Here is a 12,578-nt window from a genome sequence, read left to right on the forward strand (position 1 = left end):
GCGCGCGCTATAACCGCGAGACGCTGGAAATCAAGTTCAAGGGCAAGTCCATCGCCGATGTGCTCGACATGACGGTCGAGGATGCGCAGGAGTTTTTTCAGGCCGTGCCGAGCATCCGTGAAAAGATGGATGCGCTGATGCGGGTGGGCCTGGGCTATATCAAGGTGGGCCAGCAGGCGACGACGCTGTCGGGCGGCGAGGCGCAGCGCGTCAAGCTGTCGAAGGAGCTGGCGCGCCGGTCCACCGGGCGCACGCTCTATATCCTGGACGAGCCGACGACGGGGCTGCATTTCGAAGATGTGCGCAAGCTGCTCGAAGTGCTGCACGAGCTGGTCGACCAGGGCAACACCGTCGTGGTGATCGAGCATAACCTTGATGTGGTGAAGACCGCCGACTGGATCATCGACATCGGCCCCGAGGGCGGCGACGGCGGTGGACAGCTGGTCGCGACCGGCACGCCCGAACAGGTGGTGACGGTCGCCGAGAGCCACACCGGGCATTACCTCAAGCCGCTGCTCATGCCGCGCAAGCTCGCCGCCGAATGACGGCGGCGCGTTCAGGCGCGGGTATGGGCGAAATGGCGCGTGCGCCACAATTGTCGCGTCAGCGCAGCAAGGCGGAGACCGCGCCCACGATTTCCAGCACGGTCAGATCCGTGGGGTCGGCGCGCACGATGAAATCGTCGATCAGATAATAGCGCCAGTCGTCTTGGTAGCCGGGCAGCCCGTAAAGCTCGGGATTTTCCAGCACGATGACGCGATTTCTGTCCAGCGGATCGCCCACAGTCAGAACCTGCTCGTTGCCGATCGGAATGTCGCTGATCCGCGCGCGCTGGATGACCTGTTTCAGCGCCTGCTGATCCTTGCTGTTCTGCTCGACGACGGCCTCGTTCTCCACCTCGGTCCTGGTCTGGACGACGGTGTCGTGGTTTTCGGTGTTCCGTGCGGCGGGGCCGGGGGCGGGAGCGGGGGCCTGCCGGGTCGCCTGAAGCTGCTGCGTGATCTGCTGGATCGCGCGCGCGGCATTTTCGCCCCGGACGTCGAGCTTGATGCTGGCATCGTTGTCGCCGTGTTTTTCACGGGACTTGACCTGAAGCTTGACCTTCGATTTGCGATGCTTGTCGCCATCGTCCTCGTGGTCGGACTTGTCTTTCGATTTTTCCTTGTGCTTGTACTTGTACTTTATCTTGCCCTGGTCATCGTCCTTGACCCGTTTGAGCAGGCCGGGGGGCAGGCAGCTGCCTTTCTTGGCAAGACCGGGGGGGCAGAACTGGGCGCTCGCGCCCGTCGGGGCGCCCATCGCGATCGCGACGGACACGCCGGCGATCGCGGCGACGCGAAACAGGTTATGACGGTGTAACATCGGTTACTCCCTTGGAAGGCTCTGCGCTCAACCCGGGCGGTGGCTTGATGTTCCCCGAATGGGTTCGATTTCTTCGCAGTGGCGGAGGATCGCCACACGCCCTTATTTTCCGCGCGTTCGCGCTTCGAGCCAGGGCAGAATCGCGGAAAAATCCTTGCCCCGGCCGTCCTCGCGCTCGACGAACTGCGCGTAAAGCCGCGTTGCCGCCTGCCCCAGGGGGGTGTCGGCATCTGAGGTCTCGGCGGCCTGCTGGCTCAGGCGCAGGTCCTTGAGCATCAGATCGGCGGCGAAGCCGGGGCGATAGCCGTTGTCGGCGGGCGATGTGGGGCCGACGCCGGGGGCGGGGCAATAGGTATTCATCGACCAGCTCGATCCCGAGGAGGTCGACACCACGTCGAACATCTTCTGCCGGTCCAGCCCCAGCCGGTCGGCCAGCGCGAAGGCCTCGCAGGTGGCGATCATCGTGACGCCCAGGATCATGTTGTTGCAGATCTTGGCGGCCTGACCTGCGCCCGCCTCCCCGCAATGCACGGCCTTCTGGCCCATGATGTCGAAGAGGGGGCTGGCCTGGGCAAAGGCATCGGCCGTGCCGCCGGCCATGAAGGTCAGCGTGCCCGCGCCCGCGCCGCCGATGCCGCCCGATACGGGCGCGTCGACGGCCAGCAATCCGGCCTCGACCGCCATCCCGGCCACCGCGCGCGCGCTGTCGACGTCGACGGTGGAACAGTCGATCAGCGTCGCCCCGGGCGCATCGCGGGCACGATCTGCGCGGCCACCTGCCGCAGGATCGCGCCGTCGGGCAGCATGGTGATCACCACGTCGCGTCCCGCCGCCGCGGCTGCCGCGCTTTCGGCGGGGGTGACGCCTTCGGGGCAGGGGGCGCTCAGGTCAAAGCCCGTCACCTCATGCCCGGCGCGGACCAGGTTGGCGGCCATCGGCGCGCCCATGTTGCCCAAGCCGACAAATCCGATCTTCATGCCATTTCCTTTTCGAGGTTCAGCGCGTCGTCGCCCAGCGGGCGCAGCATTGCGGCCACGTCCTCGGCGCGCAGGTCATCCGGGTCGGCGTGTTTCCACTTCGGGGCGCGGTCCCGGTCGATGATCGCCGCGCGAATGCCTTCGATGAAATCGGCCTGCGCGAAGGACCGATGGGTGAAACGGTATTCGCGTTCCAGCGCGCGGCGGATGTCGTCGCTGCCCCGCTGGCGATGGATCATTTCCACCGCGCAGGCCAGCGACAGGGGCGCGTGGCGCGAAAGGATTTCCAGCGTCTGCCGGGCGAAGGACGTGTTTTCGCCCCTGAGGGTCCGCAGGATCTGCCCCAGCGTTTCACCGCCGAAACAGCTGTCGATTTCGGCCTGCTGCGCGGCCAGCGCGCTGTCGGGTCCGGGCAGGGCCGCGGCCTCGATCAGCGACAGGTCGCCGCTCAGCGCCAATGCGTCTATCAGCTCGGGCCATTGCGTTTCGGGTATGATGTAATCGGCAAAACCCGCGTGGATCGCGTCGGCGCCTTCCATTCGCGCGGCCGTCGTGGCCAGATACTCGCCCAGCCGCCCCGGCGCCTGCGACAGCAGCAGCGTGCCGCCCACGTCGGGCACCAGCCCGATGCTGACCTCGGGCATGGAGATCCGCGTGGAGCCCCCCACGACGCGATGCGATCCATGGCACCCCACGCCCACGCCGCCCCCCATCACGAACCCCTGCATGAAGGCGGCATAGGGTTTGGGGAATTCGGCGATCGTGGCATTCATGCGGTATTCGTCGCGCCAGAAGCGCTGGCCGTAGGCGTAATCGCCGGCGCGGCCGTGGTCATACATTTCCTGAAGATCGCCGCCCGCGCAGAAGGCCTTTTCGCCCTCGGCGTCGACGACGACCATTTCCACCGTCCCGTCATCCGCCCAGTCGTTCAACGCCGCTTCGATCGCGGTACACATCGCGTGGCTCAGCGCGTTCAGCGCGCGGGGGCGGGTCAGGGTGATGCGCCCGATCCTGCCCTGTTTTCGTATGGTGATCTCGGACATCAGTGCCTTTCCGCCAGAAGCGCCCGCGCGGTGACAAGGCGCATGATCTCGTTCGTGCCTTCGAGGATCTGATGCACGCGCAGATCGCGCACGATCTTTTCGATCCCGTAATCGGCCAGGTAGCCATAGCCGCCGTGCAGCTGCAAACAGTCGTTGGCGACGCGCGATCCGGTGTCGGTGACGAACCGCTTGGCCATCGCGCAAAAGCGCGTCGCGTCGGGCGCCCCCTGGTCGAGCTTCCACGCGGCCTGGCGCAGGAACACCCGCGCGGCCTGCATCTCGGTTTCCAGATCGGCCAGCCGGAACTGCAACGCCTGAAATCGGTCTATTGGTTGCCCGAAGGCGCGACGCTCAGCCATATAGCGCAGCGTGGCGTCCAGCGCGGCCTGTGCGCCGCCAAGCGAACAGGCGGCGATGTTCAGCCGCCCGCCGTCCAGACCCGCCATCGCGTATCTGAAGCCCTGGCCCTCATCGCCCAGCAGGTTCTCGGCCGGGACGGCGCAGTCGTCGAATAGCACCTGACGCGTGGGTTGGCTGCGCCAGCCCATCTTGTCCTCCAGTCCGCCGAAGGACAGGCCCGGCGCGCCAGCCTCGACCAGCACGGCGGAAATGCCGCCCGCGCCCGCGTCGCCGGTGCGCACCATCGTGACATAGGCATCGGAATACCCGCCGCCCGAGATGAACGCCTTGGTGCCGTTCAGCACCCAGCCCGCATCCACGCGCGCGGCGGTGGTCTTCAGCGCCGCCGCGTCCGATCCGCTGCCCGGTTCTGTCAGGCAATAGGACAGCAGCGTCCTCATCGCCACGACGTCGGGCAGGATGCGGGATTTCATCGCGGCATCGGCGAACCTGTCGATCATCGCGGCGCACATGTTGTGGATCGACAGGAAGGCCGCGACCGAGGGGCAGGCCATCGACAGCGCCTCGAACACCAGCGTGGCGTCCAGCCGCGACAGGCCGGTGCCGCCCGCCTCCTCCGAGACGTAGAGCCCGCCGAACCCCAGCTCTGCCAATTGCGGCCAGAGCGCGCGGGGAATGGTGCCGTCGCGTTCCCACTGACGGGCGTGCGGCGCGATATGCCGCGCGCCGAAGTCCCGCGCCATGTCGAAGACAGCGACCTGTTCGGAGCTCAGTGCAAAATCCATCGTCCTCTCCCGCCGCTTCGTCCTCTCCCGCCGGACCGCGTCCGCCACGCCCTGTCGCGCGCCCGCATTCTGTGCCGGCATCTGTGCCCGCCACCTGCTGCCGCGGATGACCCCGGCGATTGATCGGGCGGCGTGGGGGGCGCCGCCCGGTCCGGGATCAGTCCATCGCCTTGAAGTGGAACTCGCCGCCTTCCTTCATGCCCGACGGCCACCGCGAGGTCACGGTCTTGGTGCGGGTGTAGAATTTGAACGCGTCGGGGCCGTGCTGGTTGAGATCGCCGAAGCCCGATTTCTTCCAGCCGCCGAAGGTGTGATAGGCCAGCGGCACCGGGATCGGCACGTTGACGCCCACCATGCCGATGTTGACGCGGGCGGCGAAATCGCGCGCCGTGTCACCGTCGCGGGTGAAGATCGCGGTGCCGTTGCCGTATTCATGATCCATCGCGAGGCCCAGCGCCTCTTCGTAGGAACCGGCGCGGACGGTCGAGAGGACGGGGCCGAAGATCTCCTTGCGGTAGATCTCCATGTCGGGGGTCACCCGGTCGAACAGATGCGGCCCGACGAAAAAGCCATCCTCATAGCCCTGGAGCTTGAAATCGCGCCCGTCGACGACCAGCTCGGCGCCCGCGTCGATGCCCGATTGCACCAGACGGTGGATGTTTTCCTTGGCCGCCGCGGTCACCACGGGGCCGTAATCGACATCGTCGCCCGCGGTATAGGGGCCGACCTTGAGCTTTTCGATGCGCGGCACCAGCTTTTCGATCAGCCGGTCGGCGGTCTCGTCGCCCACGGGCACGGCGACCGAGATCGCCATGCAGCGTTCGCCCGCGGCGCCGTAGCCCGCGCCAACCAGCGCGTCGGCGGCCTGATCCATGTCGGCGTCGGGCATGATGATCATGTGGTTCTTGGCACCGCCGAAGCATTGCACGCGCTTGCCGTTCTCGCAGCCGCGGGCATAGATGTATTGCGCGATGGGGGTGGAACCGACGAAGCCGATCGCCTGGATCGTCTCATTGTCGAGGATGGCGTCCACGGCCTCCTTGTCGCCGTTGATTACCTGCAGCACGCCGTCGGGCAGGCCCGCTTCCTTCAGCAGCTCGGCCAGCATCAGCGGCACCGAGGGGTCGCGTTCCGAGGGCTTGAGGATGAAGGCGTTGCCGCAGGCCAGCGCCGGGCCCATCTTCCACATCGGGATCATCGCGGGGAAGTTGAAGGGCGTGATGCCCGCCACGACGCCCAGCGGCTGCTTCATCGAATACATGTCGATGCCGGGACCCGCGCCGTCGGTGAACTCGCCCTTCAGCAGATGCGGCGCGCCGATGCAGAACTCGATCACCTCCAGCCCGCGCTGCACGTCGCCCTTGGCGTCAGGCACGGTCTTGCCGTGTTCGGCCGACAGCGCCTCGGCCAGCTTCTGCATGTCGCGGTTCAGCAGGCGGACGAATTCCATCATCACCCGCGCGCGTTTCTGCGGGTTCAGCGCCCCCCAGGCGCGCTGCGCCTGGGCCGCGCTGTCGACCGCGCGGGCCAGTTCCTCGGGGGAGGCCAGCGGCACGCGGGCCTGGACCTCGCCGGTCGCGGGGTTGAAGACATCGGCGAAACGGCCCGACTTGCCGTTGACGTGCTTGCCGTCGATCCAGTGGGTGAGTTCTTTCATGCGGTCCTCCAGAGGGGTGTTCCAAATTCTTCCCGCGCAAGATAATCTTGCATTTTTACCATGAAAAGGCCGACTTTCCCAAAGTCGTTTTGCAAAAATAAAGGTACGGGCGATGAACTGGGATGATATGCGGGTGTTTCTGGCGGTGGCGCGCAGCGAAAGCCTGTCGCGCGCGGGCAAGACGCTGCGGCTTGATCCGGCGACGGTGGGTCGACGCGTGCAGCGGCTGGAGGAGGCGCTGCGCGCGCCGCTTTTCGCGAAATCGCCGCAGGGCTATCTGCTGACCGAAACCGGGCAGCGCATCCTGGAACACGCGGTCCTGGCCGAACAGGCGTTGCTGGGCGCGTCCGATGCCGTCACCGGCCCTTCGGACCAGTTGTCGGGAACGATCCGCATCGGCGCGCCCGACGGTTGTGCCAATTTCCTGCTGCCCCAGGTCTGCGCGCGCATCGGCAGCAGGCATCCCGATCTGGAGGTCCAGGTCGTGGCTTTGCCGCGGGTGTTCAACCTGTCCAAGCGCGAGGCCGACATGGCCATCGGCGTCAGCCTGCCGGAAACCGGGCGCATGATCGCGCAGAAGATCGCGGATTATCACCTGCACCTCGCCGCCATGCCCGAGTATCTGGCGCGGATGCCGCCGATCGCCGTGCAGCAGGATCTGCAAGAGCATCGCATCGTGGGCTATATCCCGGACATGATCTTCGACCGCGAACTGGATTACCTGGCCGAGCTGGGCCTGGAGCGACCGATGCTGGCGTCGAATTCGGTGGCGGTGCAATTTCACTGGATCAGGACCGGCGCGGGGATCGGCATGGTGCATGATTTCGCGATGCCCACCGCGCCCGACATGGTCCGCGTGCTGCCCGATGAGGTCGCGTTGACGCGCAGCTTTTACCTGATCCGCCACGCCGACGACGGCAAGGTCGACCGGCTCAACCGTTTCGCCAAGCTGCTGGTGCATGAGGTGAAGCAGGAAATCCAGCGGCTGGAACGGCAGGTCGCGGCAACTGCCGACTTGACAAGCGGCGCGGGCGCGGGGAACGCTTGATCCATTGCTGGCAAGGAGAACCGCGATGCTTGTGCACCAGATACTTAAGATGAAGGCCAGCGACGAGGTTCTGACGATCAAGCCGCACGCCACCGTGGCCGAGGCCGCGGAAGTGCTGTCGAGCCGGCGCATCGGCTCGCTCGTGGTGTCGGAGGACGGCAAGACCGCGTCGGGCATCCTGTCGGAGCGCGATATCGTCAGGGAACTGGGCCGTCGCGGCGCCGAATGCCTCAAGGAGCTGGTGTCGGACATGATGACGTCGCAGATCACCACCTGCACGCTCAACGATTCCGCCGACAGCATCCTGACCCGCATGACCGAGGGCCGGTTCCGTCACATGCCCGTCGTCGAGAACGACGAGATGGTGGGGCTGGTGACCATCGGTGACGCGGTCAAGGCGCGCCTGTCCGAGGTCTCGATGGAGAAAGAGGCGCTCGAGGGGATGATCATGGGGCATTAGCGCCCGCCATCCGCGCCGCCCTCCGCCGTGAGCCATCCCGCTCGGCGCCATCCGACGTGCCGCCGCGCGCCTCGATCCATCTGATGGGCCACGCCGCGCTTGCAAAACCCGGCGTAATATTGTTGCGTGCGTCGCACAATGCGGAGGCGCACATGCGGATAGGTCTATACCCCGGAACTTTCGACCCGATCACCTTCGGGCATATGGATATCATCCGGCGCGGAATGGGGCTGGTGGACCGTCTCGTGATCGGCGTGGCGATCAATCGCGACAAGGGCCCGCTGTTTTCGCTGGAGGAGCGGGTCGAACTGATCGAGCGTGAATGCGCGGGGCTGATGCGCGAATCCGACACGGAAATCGTCGTGCACCCGTTCGAGAACCTGTTGATCGACTGCGCCCGCGATGTCGGTGCGCAGGTCATCCTGCGCGGACTGCGCGCGGTCGCCGATTTCGAATATGAGTTTCAGATGGTCGGCATGAACCGCAAGCTCGACGATTCGATCGAGACCGTGTTCATGATGGCCGATGCCGAGCATCAGGCCATCGCCTCCAAGCTGGTCAAGGAGATCGCGCGTCTGGGCGGCGAGGTCGGCAAGTTCGTCCCCGCCAGCGTGCAACAGGCGCTGCTCCAGAAGTTTTCCTGAGAAGGTTTCCTGGCCCGGATCGACGGCCGCGCGGGAATGCGCGCCGCTCTCGCCGGATCACACTCCCGCCAGTTCGGCGGCGCCGGGGAACCCGGCGGATTCATGCCGCGTTGAGCGTTCGGCAAGTCGGCCGGTCCGATCAAGAACGCACAACGTGAGGCAGTCCATGAAACTATCGTCATCTTCGGTCAACGCAATCCTGGGGGCCACGGCGGTCTCGCTGGTGCTGGGCGGGGCCGCACTGGCCCAGAGCGCGGTTCCGCGCGGTCAGGTCATGTCGCTGGAGGAGGCGCTGCGGCTCGAGCAGCAGAACCGGCTGCGCAACCAGTTCCCCGACGAAAGGGCGACCCCACCCGCGCCCCAGCCGCGCAAACGTGCAGCCCCTGCGCCCAAGCCGGAACCGCAACCCAAGCCCAAGCGGCAAAAGCCGCGCCGCGACGACAACATCACCGTGCGTCCCGCGCCGGCGGCCCCCCGGCGCGCAACCGATACGCCACGCAAGATCGAGGTGCCGGACCGGACCATCCGCGACGCGCTGCCGCCCAACGAGACCTCGGAAGGCCGCGCGAACAGGGCACCTTCGGATGCAGGCGCGCGCATCACGGCGGCCGAGATCGACGCGGCCACCTTCACCGGCGCGGGGCTGCCCAAGGGTCTTTCGCCCCTGACGGCCAAGGTGCAGATCCTGCTGGATCGCAGCAACACCTCGCCCGGGATCATCGACGGGTTCAAGGGCGGCATGTCGACCAGCGCGATCCGCGAGTTCGAGCGTCTTCACAACATGAAGCAGGACGGTATCCTCGATCAGGCGGTCTGGGATGCGCTGGGCGGCAACGATGCGGGTTCATTGATGACGACCTACCAGATCGTGGAGGCCGATACACAGGGCCTGACCCCCGGATTGCCGCGCGATTACGCCAAGTTGGCCAAGCTCGACGCGATGGGCTATGAACGGGTCAGCGAGCGGCTGGCCGAGCGTTTCCACATGGGCGAGGAATTCCTCAAGCGCCTCAACCCCGGCGCCCGTTTCGTCGCGGGGGAGGAGCTGACGGTCGTGGCGCCGGGCAAGAAGGCCGAAGGCAGCGTGGCCCGCATCGCCATCGACAAGCGCAGCCAGCGCCTGAAAGCCTATGACAGCGCGGGCAACATCATCTCGGATTATCCGGTCACCATCGGTTCGACGTCGACGCCTTCGCCCAGCGGGTCCTATGACGTGACCGCCGTGGCCGTCGATCCGAATTACACCTATAACCCCAAGAACTTCAAACAGGGCGACAACGAAAAGATCCTGATCCTGCCGCCGGGGCCCAACGGCCCTGTCGGCAGCATCTGGATCGACCTCAGCCGCCCGTCCTACGGCATCCACGGCACGCCGCGCCCGGATCTTCTGTTCACCACCCAGAGCCACGGCTGCGTGCGCATGACCAACTGGGACGCGGAGGAGCTGGCCGCAATGGTCCACAAGGGCACCTTCGTCGAATTCATCGAGTGACCCGCGCCGCATCTTCCGGCCGCGCGGCTGTCCTGTCGGTCGCGGCGACGCTTGCCCTTTGCGGCGGCGCGGCCCATGGGCAGGGCGCGGATGCGCAAGGGGGGGCGGCGCGCGGGGCCACCGTTGCCCCGGCCTCGTCGCCGCGGCCCGCTGTCCGGCCCCGGCAGCCGGCGCCTCCGGGCGCGAACGCACCGCGGCGTGATGGCGCGTCTTCCGAGAGCGCGCGCACCGATCCCCCGGGCCCGGGCGCGGCGTCCCCGGCCCACGCGCCCGAAGAGCCCCTGGCGTTCGGGCAATCCGCACCGCCCGCGCCGGATGACGTGCCGCCGAGCGCCGCGGCAGCCTCGGGGGCGCGCCCCGGGGTCAGGGACCGGCTGAGGCTGGAGGACGCCGAATTCGAGATATGCACGCGCGCGTTGAAAGACCTGGGCGCGCGTTTCACGCAAACCGCTCCGATCCTCGACCCTGACCCTGATTGCGGCATCCTGCGGCCCGTCACGCTGTCTCGGCCCGTGCCGGGCGTGGCGCTGGACCCGCCCGCGCCATTGCGTTGCGACGCGGCGTTGGCGCTGTCGCGTTGGATCAGGGGCACGGTGATCCCGGCGGCAACGAGGCTACCCGAGGGCAAAGCCGGGCTGAGCGCGATCGAACACGCCACAAGTTACACCTGCCGCCGCCGCAACAACGCGGCGACCGGCAAGCTGTCGGAACATGCCTTCGGGAACGCGATCGACATCTTCGCCTTTCGCTTCGGGGCGACTGAAACGCTGCCGGTCAAGCCGCGCGCGGGCGATGGCAACCTGCGGGAATCGTTCCAGCGCGCGGTGCGGGCAGGGGCCTGCCTGGAATTCACCACGGTCCTGGGCCCGGGCACGGATGCGGCACATGCGCGGCATCTGCATCTCGACGTGCGCCAGCGCCGGGGCGGCTTTCGCCTGTGCCAGTAGCCCGCCCGGCCGGGCGCTAAAGTCGCCCCATCGCCACGGCGACATCCGCCATGCGGTTGGAAAAGCCCCATTCATTGTCATACCAGGCCAGGATGCGCACCATGTTGCCATCCAGCACCTTGGTCTGATCCGTGGCGAAGATCGAGGAATGCGCGTCGTGGTTGAAATCCATCGACACCAGCTTGTCGTCGGTCACGGCCAGGATCCCGGCCAGGGGGCCGCCGGCGGCCTTGGACAGGGCGGCGTTGACCTCCTCCACCGAGGTGTCGCGCGCCGCCTCGAAGGTCAGGTCCACCGCCGAGACATTGGGTGTGGGCACCCGGATCGCCACCCCGTCAAGCTTGCCGTCGAGTTGGGGCAGCACCAGACCGACCGCGCGCGCCGCGCCGGTGGAGGTGGGGATCATCGACATCGCCGCGGCACGCGCGCGGTAAAGATCCGAATGCAGCGTGTCGAGCGTCGGCTGATCGCCCGTGTAGCTGTGGATCGTGGTCATGAAGCCGCGCCTGATCCCGATCGCCTCGTTCAGGACCTTGGCCACCGGCGCCAGACAATTGGTGGTGCAGGAGGCGTTGGAAACGATCCGGTCATCGGCGGTCAGCCCTGCGTGGTTGACCCCGTAGACCACCGTGCGATCCGCACCCTTGCCGGGGGCCGAAATCAGCACGCGCCGCGATCCGTTCGTCAGATGGGCCTCGGCCTTGTCGCGCGCGGTGAAGATGCCGGTGCATTCCAGCGCCACGTCGACATCCTGCCAGGGCAATTGCGCCGGATCGCGCAGCGCCGTGACCCGGATCGGACCGCGCCCCGCATCGATGCTGTCCTCCGTGGTGCCGATCTTGCCGGGAAACCGTCCGTGCACACTGTCGAAGCGCAGCAGATGGGCGTTGGTTTCCACCGGGCCCAGATCATTGATCGCCACGACCTCGATATCGTCGCGGCCCGTTTCGACGATCGAGCGCAGGATATTGCGGCCGATCCTGCCGAACCCGTTGATGGCTACCTTTACCGTCATGGCATGATCCTCTCAAGCGTTTGGGCGCCGGGCCGGATGGCGCGGCGCTGTTAACGCTAACAAGGATAATTGAGGCGCTACGTCAAGCCCTCAGCGCCAAAACGCCAGCCATTCGGTCAAAGCGGCGAATTTCCGCCCCAGGAATACGTGAAGTCCCCAGTCGAAGGCAAAATTCGCGCCGATGGCCGCGAGGATGATGAGGGCCAGAACGATGGCAATGCGGTTGGTCATGCGGCAGGGGGCCGTGGTCCGTTGAAAAAGCGCGGTCGATCAATTCAGAAGGGACCCCATCGCCGCGGCGGTATCGGCCATGCGGCAGGAAAAACCCCATTCATTGTCATACCACGCTAACACACGAACGCTGCGCCCGCCCACCACTTTCGTCTGATCGGGGGCAAAGATGCACGAATGCGTGGTGTGGTTGAAATCGATCGAGACCTTCTGCTCGGGATCGTAGCAGAGCACCGCGCGCATGTGCCCCAGGGCGGCCTCCTGCATGATGGCGTTGACCTCCTTCACGCTGGTCTCGCGCGCGGCCTCGAAGGTCAGATCCACGGCCGAGACATTGGGCGTGGGCACCCGCATCGCGGTGCCGTCGAGCTTGCCCGCAAGTTCGGGCAGCACCTCGCCCAAGGCCTTGGCGGCCCCGGTCGAGGTGGGGATCATCGCCATCGCGGCCGCCCGCGCGCGGTAGAGGTCGCTGTGCCGACGGTCGAGCGTCGGCTGGTCGCCGGTATTGCTGTGGATGGTTGTCATGATGCCCCGCTCGATCCCCAAGGCGTCGTTCA

12 protein-coding genes and 2 pseudogenes are annotated in these 12,578 nt (G+C 66.6%); 6 read left to right on the forward strand and 8 right to left on the reverse strand.

Features of this window, described 5'->3' with window-relative positions:
- Nucleotides 1-545 (forward strand): ATP-binding cassette domain-containing protein (locus ACU0BR_RS05030; protein WP_446155756.1); only part of this gene is annotated, 545 nt, incomplete at its 5' end.
- A 58-nt stretch (nt 546-603) separates the two neighbouring features.
- Here ACU0BR_RS05030 and ACU0BR_RS05035 read toward each other — a convergent pair.
- The 5 genes and pseudogenes from ACU0BR_RS05035 to ACU0BR_RS05055 all read right to left on the reverse strand — a co-directional run bounded on the left by ACU0BR_RS05035 (nt 604) and on the right by ACU0BR_RS05055 (nt 6,184).
- A complete protein-coding gene (locus ACU0BR_RS05035; RefSeq protein WP_446155757.1) occupies nt 604-1,362 on the reverse strand; it encodes a hypothetical protein in 759 nt (252 codons plus the stop codon).
- Nucleotides 1,363-1,464: 102 nt separating this feature from the next.
- Nucleotides 1,465-2,339 (reverse strand): annotated as a pseudogene (mmsB, locus tag ACU0BR_RS05040) (3-hydroxyisobutyrate dehydrogenase).
- Nucleotides 2,336-3,382, reverse strand: coding sequence for a 3-hydroxyisobutyryl-CoA hydrolase (locus tag ACU0BR_RS05045; protein ID WP_446155758.1), 1,047 nt, complete (start codon nt 3,380-3,382; stop codon nt 2,336-2,338). The pseudogene mmsB and the gene ACU0BR_RS05045 overlap by 4 nt, the downstream one beginning before the upstream one ends.
- Nucleotides 3,382-4,527 carry an acyl-CoA dehydrogenase family protein gene (locus ACU0BR_RS05050; protein WP_446155759.1) on the reverse strand — a complete coding sequence of 382 codons (1,146 nt, stop codon included), beginning with the start codon at nt 4,525-4,527 and terminating at the stop codon, nt 3,382-3,384. The genes ACU0BR_RS05045 and ACU0BR_RS05050 overlap by 1 nt, the downstream gene beginning before the upstream one ends.
- Before the next feature lie 157 nt (nt 4,528-4,684).
- Nucleotides 4,685-6,184 (reverse strand): CoA-acylating methylmalonate-semialdehyde dehydrogenase, encoded by a 1,500-nt coding sequence (locus ACU0BR_RS05055; RefSeq protein ID WP_446155760.1) that lies wholly within the window; start codon nt 6,182-6,184, stop codon nt 4,685-4,687.
- A gap of 112 nt (nt 6,185-6,296) precedes the next feature.
- Here ACU0BR_RS05055 and ACU0BR_RS05060 point away from each other — a divergent pair, with 112 nt between their 5' ends.
- From ACU0BR_RS05060 to ACU0BR_RS05080, 5 genes are all read left to right on the forward strand, one after another.
- Nucleotides 6,297-7,232, forward strand: a complete 936-nt coding sequence (locus ACU0BR_RS05060; RefSeq protein WP_446155761.1) for a LysR family transcriptional regulator — start codon at nt 6,297-6,299, stop codon at nt 7,230-7,232.
- Between the two features lie 25 nt (nt 7,233-7,257).
- Entirely contained in the window at nt 7,258-7,692 is a 435-nt protein-coding gene (locus ACU0BR_RS05065; RefSeq protein WP_446155762.1) for a CBS domain-containing protein, read from the forward strand.
- 152 nt (nt 7,693-7,844) lie between these two features.
- Nucleotides 7,845-8,336 (forward strand): pantetheine-phosphate adenylyltransferase, encoded by a 492-nt coding sequence (gene coaD / locus ACU0BR_RS05070; RefSeq protein WP_446155763.1) that lies wholly within the window; start codon nt 7,845-7,847, stop codon nt 8,334-8,336.
- A gap of 166 nt (nt 8,337-8,502) precedes the next feature.
- Entirely contained in the window at nt 8,503-9,828 is a 1,326-nt protein-coding gene (locus ACU0BR_RS05075) for a L,D-transpeptidase family protein (RefSeq protein WP_446155764.1), read from the forward strand.
- Between the two features lie 320 nt (nt 9,829-10,148).
- Nucleotides 10,149-10,775: an extensin-like domain-containing protein gene (locus ACU0BR_RS05080; RefSeq protein ID WP_446155765.1), complete on the forward strand. Its 627-nt coding sequence runs from the start codon at nt 10,149-10,151 to the stop codon at nt 10,773-10,775.
- Nucleotides 10,776-10,791: 16 nt separating this feature from the next.
- Here ACU0BR_RS05080 and gap read toward each other — a convergent pair whose 3' ends face one another.
- From gap to ACU0BR_RS05095, 3 genes and pseudogenes are all read right to left on the reverse strand, one after another.
- Nucleotides 10,792-11,790, reverse strand: coding sequence for a type I glyceraldehyde-3-phosphate dehydrogenase (gene gap, locus ACU0BR_RS05085; protein WP_446155766.1), 999 nt, complete (start codon nt 11,788-11,790; stop codon nt 10,792-10,794).
- 90 nt (nt 11,791-11,880) lie between these two features.
- Nucleotides 11,881-12,021, reverse strand: coding sequence for a hypothetical protein (locus ACU0BR_RS05090; RefSeq protein ID WP_446155767.1), 141 nt, complete (start codon nt 12,019-12,021; stop codon nt 11,881-11,883).
- A 39-nt stretch (nt 12,022-12,060) separates the two neighbouring features.
- Nucleotides 12,061-12,578 (reverse strand): annotated as a pseudogene (locus ACU0BR_RS05095) (erythrose-4-phosphate dehydrogenase); the annotation flags it as partial.

Source organism: Brevirhabdus sp., assembly GCF_052826345.1.

Excerpts from the sequence above, each read along its gene's own strand:
- ACU0BR_RS05035 (WP_446155757.1), bottom strand. The coding sequence starts at position 1,362 with ATGTTACACCGTCATAACCTGTTTCGCGTCGCCGCGATCGCCGGCGTG.
- ACU0BR_RS05045 (WP_446155758.1), bottom strand. The coding sequence starts at position 3,382 with ATGTCCGAGATCACCATACGAAAACAGGGCAGGATCGGGCGCATCACC.
- ACU0BR_RS05050 (WP_446155759.1), bottom strand. The coding sequence starts at position 4,527 with ATGGATTTTGCACTGAGCTCCGAACAGGTCGCTGTCTTCGACATGGCG.
- ACU0BR_RS05055 (WP_446155760.1), bottom strand. The coding sequence starts at position 6,184 with ATGAAAGAACTCACCCACTGGATCGACGGCAAGCACGTCAACGGCAAG.
- ACU0BR_RS05060 (WP_446155761.1), top strand. The coding sequence starts at position 6,297 with ATGAACTGGGATGATATGCGGGTGTTTCTGGCGGTGGCGCGCAGCGAA.
- ACU0BR_RS05065 (WP_446155762.1), top strand. The coding sequence starts at position 7,258 with ATGCTTGTGCACCAGATACTTAAGATGAAGGCCAGCGACGAGGTTCTG.
- coaD (WP_446155763.1), top strand. The coding sequence starts at position 7,845 with ATGCGGATAGGTCTATACCCCGGAACTTTCGACCCGATCACCTTCGGG.
- ACU0BR_RS05075 (WP_446155764.1), top strand. The coding sequence starts at position 8,503 with ATGAAACTATCGTCATCTTCGGTCAACGCAATCCTGGGGGCCACGGCG.
- gap (WP_446155766.1), bottom strand. The coding sequence starts at position 11,790 with ATGACGGTAAAGGTAGCCATCAACGGGTTCGGCAGGATCGGCCGCAAT.
- ACU0BR_RS05090 (WP_446155767.1), bottom strand. The coding sequence starts at position 12,021 with ATGACCAACCGCATTGCCATCGTTCTGGCCCTCATCATCCTCGCGGCC.